This window comes from Catalinimonas alkaloidigena, assembly GCF_029504655.1.
Taxonomy (GTDB): domain Bacteria; phylum Bacteroidota; class Bacteroidia; order Cytophagales; family Cyclobacteriaceae; genus Catalinimonas; species Catalinimonas alkaloidigena.
Map to the genome: position 1 here is coordinate 5,959,941 of NZ_JAQFIL010000001.1, position 11,596 is coordinate 5,971,536.

Below are 11,596 nucleotides of genomic sequence, written 5' to 3' on the forward strand. Positions count from 1 at the left end.
TTTCTAAGCTCATCACCATTCGCCCCACCCTAAACCTTAAGCAAGTTCTGATAAGTTTCTTCCTGAATGACAAGAGGGGAAGAGAACTGTCATCCAACTCTGGGTGCTCCACACCGGATGCTCTGCGGCCATCCTTCCCTGTCATCTCGTAACGCAGTGAAGAGATCTTTTCCATCCTGAAAGTACCTTTTTTGTGAATTGCACAAAGTATGCTCAGCTAAAACCAGATACTCCATTCAAAGCAATCGTCTTAACTCATTTATCGCCTCAAGACTTATGAAGCGGCAACACCAGCACCCGAGCACATATCCCAGCAGCCCAGCAGTGTACCCAGGCTATTTCGCATGATATTATCAAAATTATCAGTACTGCTATGCATGTATGGTACTCCCTCAGCAGCCCTTCACACCCCTCTGACTCCCTGAAGGGAGGCAGGCGCACTATGCAATACGAGCTAGGTTTCTTTCTGTTGCTATATACTTCTGCGGAAGGCTTCAGATCATAAACGCCTCCTCCCTGTCATTCAGGTGCCACCGCAAGGACCTTTTTAGTGAAATACACTGAATATAGAAACTTATACAATATTTTATTGAAAGCACATACTTGAATATGCCTCTTTTCGTACCTACCCTAAACTTTAAGCAGGTCTCAACAAGTTTCCTTCGCGGAGTGTAACTCGCGGCCGGCCAGGCTGAAGGACAAAAGGGGAAGAGAACTGTCATCCAACTCCGGGTGCTCCACACGGGGTGTCCCACACCGGGTGCTCCACACCGGGTGCAATGCGGCCATCCTTCCCTGTCATCTCGTAACGCAGTGAAGAGATCTTTTCCATCCTGAAAGTACCTTTTTTGTGAATTGCACAAAGTATGCTCAGCTAAAACCAGATACTCCATTCAAAGCAATCGTCTTAACTCATTTATCGCCTCAAGACTTATGAAGCGGCAACACCAGCACCCGAGCACATATCCCAGCAGCCCAGCAGTGTACCCAGGCTATTTCGCATGACATTACCAAAATTAACAGTACTGCTGTGCATGTATAGTCCTCCCTCAGCAGCCCTTCACACCCCTCTCCTCCCTGTCATCCAGCCTGGCCGGCCGCGAAGGAATCTTTTTTATTAGGTGCACTCATCTCCCTCATAAAACAAACCTTACCTGGAGGTAGGAATCTCAGCTACTCGTATAACCAGCGCTTATCAAGCCGCAAAGTTTAATCTATGAATCTGTAGCTTTGGTCTGTGCGTTTGCCCTGAGCGTCTATGCTTTCATATATAATGTTATGGCGCTTTTATCAGTTCAAGAATGTCATCGGAGCCAGAGCTGAGATAATGATTGACTCGCATGATATTGCCCATCAAAAGTTCAGTGATATTTTTAGTGGTTAGGTTTCCAGTGTTGAGATAGACAATTTTCGGGGGGGTTCCATGCATTGCATTAAGATCAACAAAGTCAGCATCAAATGTAACCACTGCGAAATCATTCTTCCTGGCAAACTGAAAAATTTCAAAATCTGAAGCGTCTTCAAGTCCTACAAACCTCACCTGTTGGCAATTTGAAAATTGTTTCGGCAGGATTTTTAGAATCCTAGGTGATATGTTCTGATCGAATAGAAGATTCACGTGACAGAGATCAATCTTCGTTCTTTATCTGCCGCATAAGCCAGACAAGCATTGATCATCTCATCAGTGAGTTCCCCAAAATCAGATTTAATATCCTCTCGACTCATCCCGTTAGATAGCCAGTTTAATACATCGTAAACGCTAATCCGAGTTCCCTTGATACAAGGTTTTCCAAATCGCTTATCTGCTCTGATTTCTAATAACTTTCTATAGTCCATAAGCTAAAGATACGAAAATGTATCAATTTGGATATGCTCCATTATGCAATACGGGCATGGCAAGTCCCCATGAGAGCAAAAATATTACCCTAATACCTTTTGCTTTAAAGCAATACTATAGCAAGTCTAAACAAGATCCCTCCTGGAGGACATAAACACACCCTCCTGTCATCCTGGAAGGACTTGTTAGTTAATAGCCCTTATCTCCCTCATGAAAACAAATCGCCCTTGAGAGCAGCAAGCTCAGCGGCTTGATTGGTTAAACCTTATACAGTTGTAGTATCGGCATACGAGTACATAGCCCATAGCCCAGCAGTGTGCCCAAACCATTGAGCATGATATCGTCCACATCAAAATTACCAGTGCGACTGAGAATTTGTATGCTTTCTACCCCGCTGCTGATCAGAAAACCCAGCAACAGCGCCCACCACCATTGATTAGGAATAAACTTAAGCTGAAATAAGATCACTCCCATAGGGACAAACAAGAGTATGTTCCCTCCTACATTGGTAATCAGTTGCTGAAACTGTGCCCAATTGGCATACTTCCAGGCATTACGGAAGTACTGACTGGTGGTCTCCAGTGGAACAGGATTGATATGCCTTTCTACTGAATGATCCAGACGGTTGACGCTGGTAAAAGGAAAGAAGAACAACAGCCAGCCGGCTATCCCCACATACACCACCGATAAAACTATAAATAACCATTTTCTCATGCCATCTCACGTTTGCGAATAATACGTAAATAACATAATTGATAATGGCTGGCTAATATGTGGATCACTTTCTTCATAATCTGCTATCGTAATATATTAACTCCTAAACCCGCAGTGATATTCTTGTAACGCCCCAGACTTCCTTCCAGTTTTAAACTTAAAATCCCAAGCTGGTAGGCTGCCCCGCTTGTGAAACTAAGCTGCGCTGAACTGGTACGCAACTTAAGCGGATCTTCTTCATCATGAAAAAAATAAGCATAATAAGGAGCCTCAGTACTGGAGCGAACATCCAGACGCGGATAAATACCTTCGCTGATTACCTCCATAACTCCTGTAGTATAATTAAACCCGGTATAGAGCGTAAAAGAAGATAGCTTTTTAGAGAGTAAAAGCTCTGTACTCCATGCCCCTACTGCTATATGTAACTCCTGGCTGTTATAAATCTGCTGGGCCTGCTGTTCAGGCGTCCTTTCAATTTCCTGTCCATTGGTATGAGGCCATGAGCCTATAATTTTAGGTTTCCCCTTAGCATCCTGCTGCCCATAGGCCAAAGCAATAATGATATCAAAGGGTAAAGTTTCTTCTGATAACCACTGGCTCAGTACATGTCTGATTCCCAAACCCCAAAGGGAGTTCGTATAATCCGTATCACCCGCGGAAAAATTCACCTTAGGCAATGCTCTTAGCATAAGTTCTGTTTTATAAGGAACGCCTACATTAAGCTGGGCAGAGGCCATAGGCAGTAAAGGGACACCCATACCATCAGGCGTACTAAAAGTAGCCAGAGGGATTTCTTCTCCATCAGCAGGGCTTTCAGCTTTTACTTCCAGCACCACTCCATTGATATGATCCCCTATGGCCGTTGGAGTAAGTATAGCTTCTCCCTCTGCCACAGCTACATGCTGACTTAATCCCAATGCTGAAAGATCAAATTGCTGATCCTCTGCCGGAAAGAATGTAGCGGAAGCCTGTAAACGCAATTGTACCTGTCCTGCATTCAGCATGGCCCCTCCCTGCATCCATCCATTGCCCAGATTATTGTACATACTTTTGCCCAGAGGATTAAAGTACGCATTGGCCAGCTTATGCGCATTTTCCCTTCCACTCAGGATAAAAAAAGAAACTTCACTTTGCGTAAAGCCTATGCCAGGCAGGAGTGAACCTATAAATAATAATAAAACAGACTTCTTCAATATGTAAATGTGTATGGGCTGTTTATGTAAGCAGAAAGAAAAATAATGAACCTTCTAATGAAATGTTTTATTTACTTTTACCATAGCCCCAAATGCATGCTCATAAAGATTTCCTACATCCAGCGCTGCTTCATAACCTACACTAAGCCCCTTATTCAATTTCCTTTCGCCCTCAAAATAGGCGGAAAACTGCCCTACCTCTTCAAAAATTCCATATTCAGGTGTGTGTGGTATCCTCGGCCCATTAAACCAAAAATAGGGTACATCACTAGTTTCAAAAGTTCCAAAGTTGCGGGAATAAGAAAGCTTACCTGTAAAACTCCATTGTAAGCTAGAGGCAGTAGCTCCCAGATGAAAAAGCAAGACTCTGTTATTGATAAAGTAATCACTTAGGTCATGTGATTGTCCTTCCCTGGCTTCATGGGCCGGAGTAAAGAAAGGCGTGCCCATGCTTCTTCCCTGATAAGAGTAGCCTTCAGCGTAAACTTTATGATTATAATAGTGCTCCGGTCCGGAAGGTGTCCACTTAGACCAGATCTCACCCGCCTGATTTTTAGAGTAAAGCACTTCTAGCAAAAACTTCTTCCACTGTAAGCCTTCAGCAATTGTTTGCATATTGCTCAGTGATATCCCATTTAGTCCATCATAGAGATTGGCCAGATAACCAATAGCTCCCTTATCGTAAAAATTCTGTCGGTACAGCATTAGCCTAAGTTTATCAAAAGTGTAATCCAGACCTACGTCTATAGAACCTAGGTGATTACCCACCTTTGATACTGACCAACTACCTACCACATTTTTACCTGTGAATACATATAACAACACCTTTTTAGATGGAATTACAAGATCTTTACCATAAATATTTTTATCATTTCCCCAATAGACAACATGATTGATTCCACCATAGAGTTTTAGTTTACTATCTGAACGACCAATACGTCCAAAGAATGACTTTTGATGAATAAAAGAGTTTACTCTCTTAGGCGCGTTAGGATATCTGACTCGAACATCTCCTAGCCATCCATGAACAAAATTACCCTTAAACGCAAAAAGGCCGCCCCATAGGGGTAGGGCGTAAAATTCTGGTACAGAAAGTTCTATTTTAGGTATGCTCAAAGCATTGCCCGATACCGCATAAGAGCCGGAAGAAAGGGTAGAATCTACCAGACCTACTATGTTTTTCTCGCGCCCAGCTTTAAATTCAAATATGCCCAACCTACCCTTTACATAGCCTTCTATTAAAAGAAACTCAGCTTGTTCTCCCAGGTTTGCTCTACCTTCCAGAGAGAACCCCCAATCCACCAGCTTGCTTTGTGCACTGTCATACTCCCGGCTTAGATGGCCTAAAACACTAAGAGAAGGCCCGGAAAGAGGAATACTACCATACTGATTAGCTGCCATCCAGAAAGGTACTCTCTCTGAGGAAGTATAAGTTGCCTGAGTGCCTATACCATACTTCATATTTTTGATCTGAGCCTGGCTGTCTGTTAGTTGAAGGCTACACCAAGCGACAGTAAATAGTATATATCTATAATATTTAATTTTACAAGTAATTATAAGGTAAGGTAGTGGCTCCATATTTTAGGACAGGTTTTTTCTTTTTTTAGTAGAACAATTTAAAGGTTTAAGCTGAAACGGTTTAAACTTTTTGAAGATAGAGACACCAACTGCACAAGGCATAGATATGATGCCAAGCCCTCCAACTCACTAAAGTTTTGTCAAAACGATTTAGGAACCTGCGCCATGCATCCATCCAGCCATTAGTTCTTTCAATAACATAGCGTTCCTTGTACATGAGTTCATCAAAATAGTAATCGCAATCAGCTAAATTGTTGATGTTACGTGTGTTAAGCGGTGCATTTAGTTGAATACCGTGCCTGAAACAGGTAAGGCGAAAGCTATTGCTGTCAAACCCAGCATCAGCGTTGAGAAATAGTCCATCTACGTCAATATCGCTTTTTTTCAAGTCGGCAATCTGATCTTCTAATCGTGTTTCTAATTCATACAGATCATGATGATTACCCGAAACAGGCGGTAAAAACCCAACTACTTTTCCTGCTCGATCCGTCATCCAGATTGTGTTGGTAGTGCGGGTCTTCTTCCAGCCTTGGTAGCCCACGTGACTACCTCCCCGTTTTACCGGCGTATGTGTGCCGTCAAGCACGGCTAAACTCAGGTCAAGCAGATGCTTATGATCCTTAAGTAGAGGAATCCAAGTGCGTTGCCAGCTTCCATCCGCGCCGCATAGGCCTTGGCCCATTTGCGATAGTGGTGATAGACGGCACCGTATTTTATCTTGTTGCTGCTAATCAGAGACTTGCAGGGCAAAAGATACCATCGCCGGGCGACCCCGTGTACATCCGTTTTAAATTTGTAAATAATTGCGTTCACAATCTCCCAAAGTGGTGCGCGACTGCAATACCCTCGTTTTGCCTGGCTTAAATATGGGATAAAGTGTTTAGTTATCATACCTTTGCGTAGAATGCGTATCATATGAAATGTTATTAGTAGGAGTTAAGCGTCTTTCTAATAACTTACGGTACGCATTTTCTATTCTTTTTCTCTAAAAGTTTAAATCACTGTCCTATTTTTGGGGTCCATTATATAATGCTGCTTAAATGTTGGCAAAGAATTAAACCAATATAGCATAGAAGTAACTGATAGGGATCTATAACTTATCAGGGTTGGGAAAGTAAAACCACATAAGATTATCGCTGACTGTGTAGCACATCTTTAAGTTTAAAATTTTTATTCAAGTATTTCATATTGAGCTCTATCTTATCATCACCCTGGGTAAGCCAATTTTGCAGTTTATCTCCTTTTTTGCCTACTCTTAGCATTTCTAATAATGTCTTATGGGGAGAGTAGCAATGATGTAAACCCGCATGTACCACTACCCAGTCAAAATGGTCAGTAGCAAATGTTATATTTTCAGCATCCTGAAAGCTCCACTGATAAGGTTCAAATTCGTTACCTTTCATTCTGCTATCAAGATTTGAAATGGTTACATTTTGAAACCCAAGGCTATTAAAAACTTCTTTATCATAAGTGCCTGCACAAATGACTAATATACTGTTTTTTTCTGAGAGTAGTTTATCATTGATCGCGCTTTTAATGATCTTATAGTAAATCTTATCTTTCATTATATACTAATTTGAATTTATATTTCATTGCGTACCACGCCTGATAAAATCTTGATGATATTCTCACCAAAATTATCTACTGTAAATGTCTTGGAAGCATAGGCAGAGTTCCATTTGCTCATTTCAACCAGAGATGGAAGATTAGCTGTTATTCTTTTTAAAGTTTCTGATAAACATACCGGATCACGCTTTTTCACAAAAAATCCATTTTTCTCTGATACCACATCCGGAATCCCCCCCTGCCTGGTGGTAACGATAATATTTCCACTTGCCATAGCTTCCAGAATAGAGATCGGTTGTCCCTCAATTTTATAATATGTGGGCAAAACAAATACATTAGCTTCCAGCAAAAGCTTATATTTCTCCTCTCCTTGTACCACTCCTAAATAACTAAAAGAGTGAGGATCTAACTTATTCATCTTATTTTCTACCTGTTTTCTGGATTCTTCCTCAAATCTACCTGCCACTTTGGCTTCAAAATCTATGCCCTCCCTTTGAAGATGATGAAGCGCTTCCAAAAATTCCAGTATTCCTTTTTCTTTCATCAGATTACTTAGATAAACTAACCTTAATTTATCAAACTTCTTCTTCTCAAAAGTAATATTATAGAGTTCCGGAAGAGCAAAATTTTGAACAGAATGAATGTTACGAGATAAAACAAAAGGAGTGAAATTTTTCTTCAGGCTATCAGAAAGAACAATAGCTCCTGAGGAAGGGCTAATAAGCTTTTTCAAGATTACTTTTTGCCAGGCTGAAGCTAATGCTATGGTTTTGTACAAATAGTTTCCATGTAAATGGAATACATAAGGTTTCCGCAGCAACTGAGCCATAATTATAAATGGGGTATACTTAAGTACTCCCAAAAATGTCTGGGCAATAGTAATATAAATTACGTCGTATTTTCTTATTTTGTAGATGTGCCAGTATTTATTTAAAAAAGACAGTACTTTCGTAGTAGAAAAACTTCCGTGTGAACCCTTTACCAATTTGTATCCTGAAGTATCAATAATTTCATGTTGATAATTTTTCGTATTCATAAATTTTGACAAGGTTTGATTTGCCAATGACTCTCCGGTAACTGGTTCGGGAAAAGGGCCAATGAGTAAGGGTTTCATAACCTCTTTTTTTATAATTTAATACATGATTAATACATATTGCAAATAGTGGTAATTTAACATAATTAGAAAAAGTAAAACTAATGCCCACAAGCACTACTAATAGGTATAGAATAGTAAATTTGTTAGCATATGTTTTCGCTCTTACGTTATTAATAAATGCCTTTGATAAAATATATATACAGCTTAAAATAGAGGTAATAATGCCCAATAATCCAAATTTGCACAACACATAAGAAATACCTAAATGAAAAACTTTAATTTCCATATTTCCTTGATGTGCAATTACAACACTACTATCGCCAGTATTATTCATTGATACATACCCCCCTAATCCTTGACCAAAAAACAATTGAATAAAGCTTAAACTACTCTTTTGTACGATAAGGAAAAATTCATAAACTCTCTGAGCTGTAGAAGGGTCTAAAAAGTAAAATGCATAAGAAGGTATTTCAGACAGTCGGTTTACTAAATGAAGTGATTTATAATCAAAAGAATTTATTAATAAATAAACTTTATTCAAACCTTCTGAAGTCGATTTAAAATCCTGTAACTTAATTTGAAGATTTAAGATCAAAATACCTATCACAAATATTGCTATTGAAACTAAGAATGTTTTTCTATTAAAAATTAGAAAAGATACTAAAATAATTGTTAGTTGAATGAAAAAAATCTTACCTACAGAGTAAACATAAATTAACACTAGAAAAATAATAATAGCTTTATAATATTTCTGATCTACTATATAGAATAAGAAAAAAACTAATAATACATTATAATCAAAATAAAAGTTATAAGAGAATAAAAAGCGACACAGGATTATTGGAATAAGAAGAAGTTCAAAAAGAATAAGATATTGTTTAACAAAAAATGTAATATTCTTTTGCTTTGCCAAAACATAAAATGTAACCGGAATGCAAAGCAAAAAGAAATCGGAGAGCACAAAGATTAGCGGATTACCTCGGATTAAACCATATATAAAATAAAGTAATAATATATTTCCACAATAGGTTTTTAAAATACTATAAATAAATTCTTTATAATAAAAAATAAGAAAAATTCCTACAAAGCTGTAATTCACATATTTTGCAGCTGTGAATGAATGCAATCCAACAAATTGTAGAGATAAATTAATTAATACAGCCACACATGACTGAATCATGATAAAGTATAAAAATTTATTCTCTTTTTTTAATCTAAAGATTGTTGTATTGACTAACATAAAACTACAGTAGAGAAATAATTTTTCTTTTCTAATTAATTTAAAATGATCTTTATACTAAGTATGATTCATTTATGCTTTTACTAAGCTTTATGGAGAATAAATATGGGTTTTCTCTTTCTTGTAGAATTATGTTAATCCCAAACATTGAGGTTTACTCCAATCAGTTCTGATAAAATTGCATTCCTAGGTTGAAAATACTCTTTGAGCTTATCTTTAAGAGAGTCATCCATTTTTGGAGGTATAAAATTCTTACTGTTGAACTTTTCAATTTTAGCTCTAATTTTCATTCTTAATGTAAGAGGAAAATATTTGGCAACGCTTACATATTTACCTGGACTTACTAGCCTAGCAAAAATTTCTGACTTAGCAGCCACTGCAGAATTAACTTTTTCTCGTGTATCAAACTCATACCTTTTACATCCAATTTTTGTTGCTATTTCATTTAAAATGACGTTTGGATTAGCTTTAAAACTTTCAAATAAAAACACATTAATATTTTCGTTGGGGAATATATCATATACGTTTTTTATATGTTTAGAATAGTCACTTTTATCCAAATAATTACAATTTGCTTTGGCATGCTTTGATTTAAAATTCTTTCTTTTTGAGAATATTGCTTTATCAATATTTTTCTCTGATTCCCACCCTCGACTCCTCGCATACCAATACGCAGAATAACATCTTTCTACTGGATTTCTTAATATCATAAATATCTTAACATCTTTATTATGTTTGTACAACCTTTTCATACTTTCCGGATCATACATGATATCTACATTTTTTGCAAAAAAATACTTACCCTGAATATGTAAATCTTGAAATAAAGTTTTAAAATATTTTTCATATTCAATTTGATAGATGGAATCTATCGAAAAGTAACTAAACTCATTTGTTTTATTGTGTGATGGTGATATTATTTCAGGATGTTGCCTTATATACTCATTTATTGCAGTAGTTCCAGCTTTTTGTGCACCTATTAGGATTGAGTCTACCTTTCTAATAGTTGTTTTTCTATTAGTGTTCTTATCCATTATTTTTAAATATGTTAAATGTTAATATACCTATATTAGTTTTGATATAGATTGCAGAAGAAATATTCCAAATAGTCATACTTACTAGGCTAGCTATAGCAGCACCTGATATACCATAAATAGGAATTAGCCAAGTATTAAGCAGTACATTGAGGATTGCAGCAACAAAAATAATTTTTTGAAATTGATTCTCATTACCTGTCATCTGTAAAATATAGCCAACAGAACCACAAATAGAATTTACAAACTGACCTACTACAAGAAGTATTAAGGCCCAATAACCTGAAGTAAATTCTGTACCAAAGATTCCTAATACATGTTTTGGAAATATTGTAATCAATACTAAAATTGGGCATGATATATAAAAGATCAATTTTGTAGCATGCTGTACCACTCGTTCAAGCCCTTTAATGTCTTTTGTACTCCACATTTCAGCAAACTTAGGGGCTGCAATACTGTTGATGGCCATTAAACTCACGCTTGTTAAGTTTGAGATTTTTAGACATACACTATAAACTCCTACCTCTTCTTCGCTTCTCAAGCCACCTAGCATCAGTGTATCAGTCCATTGCATTATTAAAAACATAGAGTTAGCTAATAGCATAGGACTTGCTACCTTTAATAGCTCAACAAAACTAGTATTCTTTACCAAGGTAACAGTAGAATTATTTGACCGGCTATATTTACTTCTCCAAAGTATAAAACTACCTATGCTTACTAGAATAATAGAGCTAATGTATGCTATAGTAGGTTGAATATCTGAAGGAGATAATAAATACATAGTTAATAGAAAAATACTACCTCCTAAATAAGGAAAAACTCCTTGTAAGATAGCATACAGTTTTATTTCTTTTATTCCTCTTAGACCTTCTGTATTAATATATAAAAATGTAAAAGGAACAATGCCTATTGCGGTAATTCGTAAATGATATTCTAATTGATTATTTCTAAGTATAGCTTCTGCTATCCAGGATGCTGAAAAAAAGACTGTTATGCATATTATTAATGAAAAAGGCAAAGCCAACTGTAAAGATTTCGTGTAGATTACCTGTATGGATTTCCAATTTCCTTTTGAAGCATGTTGTGCGACAAAACGTAGTAAAGCAGTATCCAGCCCTAGTTTACCTAATATGGATGCTATTTGTAATATAGTGAATGATAAGGCAAAGAATCCCATAGCCTCAGCTCCATAGTACTTAGCTACAAAAAATGTAAATATGTAAGTACACCCAATTCCCACTATTTTCAGGACAAATGCCACAGCTGAGCCATTTACTAGCTCCTTAAGATCATTGTCCTTACCTACTTTGGCTTTCAGTTTCGCCAGCATTTTATATC

At 37.3% G+C, this 11,596-nt stretch carries 11 protein-coding genes; all 11 read right to left on the reverse strand.

What is annotated here, in order from left to right; translation table 11 throughout:
- Window positions 1-1,276: 1,276 nt before the first annotated feature.
- Window positions 1,277-1,618: a DUF5615 family PIN-like protein gene (locus OKW21_RS24040; RefSeq protein WP_277484453.1), complete on the reverse strand. Its 342-nt coding sequence runs from the start codon at window positions 1,616-1,618 to the stop codon at window positions 1,277-1,279.
- Window positions 1,615-1,836 (reverse strand): DUF433 domain-containing protein, encoded by a 222-nt coding sequence (locus OKW21_RS24045; RefSeq protein WP_277484456.1) that lies wholly within the window; start codon window positions 1,834-1,836, stop codon window positions 1,615-1,617. The genes OKW21_RS24040 and OKW21_RS24045 overlap by 4 nt, the downstream gene beginning before the upstream one ends.
- Before the next feature lie 259 nt (window positions 1,837-2,095).
- Window positions 2,096-2,551 (reverse strand): VanZ family protein, encoded by a 456-nt coding sequence (locus tag OKW21_RS24050; protein ID WP_277484459.1) that lies wholly within the window; start codon window positions 2,549-2,551, stop codon window positions 2,096-2,098.
- A gap of 83 nt (window positions 2,552-2,634) precedes the next feature.
- Window positions 2,635-3,744, reverse strand: a complete 1,110-nt coding sequence (locus OKW21_RS24055) for a DUF6588 family protein (RefSeq protein ID WP_277484462.1) — start codon at window positions 3,742-3,744, stop codon at window positions 2,635-2,637.
- 54 nt (window positions 3,745-3,798) lie between these two features.
- Complete coding sequence (locus OKW21_RS24060) at window positions 3,799-5,205, reverse strand: capsule assembly Wzi family protein (protein ID WP_277484467.1); 1,407 nt, start codon at window positions 5,203-5,205, stop codon at window positions 3,799-3,801.
- A 178-nt stretch (window positions 5,206-5,383) separates the two neighbouring features.
- Entirely contained in the window at window positions 5,384-6,004 is a 621-nt protein-coding gene (locus OKW21_RS24065; protein ID WP_277484471.1) for a transposase, read from the reverse strand.
- 448 nt (window positions 6,005-6,452) lie between these two features.
- Complete coding sequence (locus OKW21_RS24070; RefSeq protein ID WP_277484473.1) at window positions 6,453-6,887, reverse strand: methyltransferase domain-containing protein; 435 nt, start codon at window positions 6,885-6,887, stop codon at window positions 6,453-6,455.
- 17 nt (window positions 6,888-6,904) lie between these two features.
- Window positions 6,905-7,924: a glycosyltransferase family 4 protein gene (locus OKW21_RS24075; protein ID WP_277484475.1), complete on the reverse strand. Its 1,020-nt coding sequence runs from the start codon at window positions 7,922-7,924 to the stop codon at window positions 6,905-6,907.
- Entirely contained in the window at window positions 7,899-9,224 is a 1,326-nt protein-coding gene (locus tag OKW21_RS24080) for a hypothetical protein (protein WP_277484479.1), read from the reverse strand. The genes OKW21_RS24075 and OKW21_RS24080 overlap by 26 nt, the downstream gene beginning before the upstream one ends.
- A 134-nt stretch (window positions 9,225-9,358) precedes the next feature.
- Window positions 9,359-10,258, reverse strand: coding sequence for a sulfotransferase domain-containing protein (locus OKW21_RS24085; RefSeq protein ID WP_277484482.1), 900 nt, complete (start codon window positions 10,256-10,258; stop codon window positions 9,359-9,361).
- A complete protein-coding gene (locus OKW21_RS24090; RefSeq protein WP_277484485.1) occupies window positions 10,251-11,588 on the reverse strand; it encodes a flippase in 1,338 nt (445 codons plus the stop codon). The genes OKW21_RS24085 and OKW21_RS24090 overlap by 8 nt, the downstream gene beginning before the upstream one ends.
- Between the last annotated feature and the right edge of the window lie 8 nt (window positions 11,589-11,596).

What these genes read in the sequence shown, in the direction of transcription:
- OKW21_RS24080 (WP_277484479.1), bottom strand. Translation starts at nt 9,224, where the DNA reads ATGTTAGTCAATACAACAATCTTTAGATTAAAAAAAGAGAATAAATTT.
- OKW21_RS24075 (WP_277484475.1), bottom strand. Translation starts at nt 7,924, where the DNA reads ATGAATACGAAAAATTATCAACATGAAATTATTGATACTTCAGGATAC.
- OKW21_RS24060 (WP_277484467.1), bottom strand. Translation starts at nt 5,205, where the DNA reads ATGAAGTATGGTATAGGCACTCAGGCAACTTATACTTCCTCAGAGAGA.
- OKW21_RS24065 (WP_277484471.1), bottom strand. Translation starts at nt 6,004, where the DNA reads ATGGGCCAAGGCCTATGCGGCGCGGATGGAAGCTGGCAACGCACTTGG.
- OKW21_RS24070 (WP_277484473.1), bottom strand. Translation starts at nt 6,887, where the DNA reads ATGAAAGATAAGATTTACTATAAGATCATTAAAAGCGCGATCAATGAT.
- OKW21_RS24085 (WP_277484482.1), bottom strand. Translation starts at nt 10,258, where the DNA reads ATGGATAAGAACACTAATAGAAAAACAACTATTAGAAAGGTAGACTCA.
- OKW21_RS24050 (WP_277484459.1), bottom strand. Translation starts at nt 2,551, where the DNA reads ATGAGAAAATGGTTATTTATAGTTTTATCGGTGGTGTATGTGGGGATA.
- OKW21_RS24090 (WP_277484485.1), bottom strand. Translation starts at nt 11,588, where the DNA reads ATGCTGGCGAAACTGAAAGCCAAAGTAGGTAAGGACAATGATCTTAAG.
- OKW21_RS24045 (WP_277484456.1), bottom strand. Translation starts at nt 1,836, where the DNA reads ATGGACTATAGAAAGTTATTAGAAATCAGAGCAGATAAGCGATTTGGA.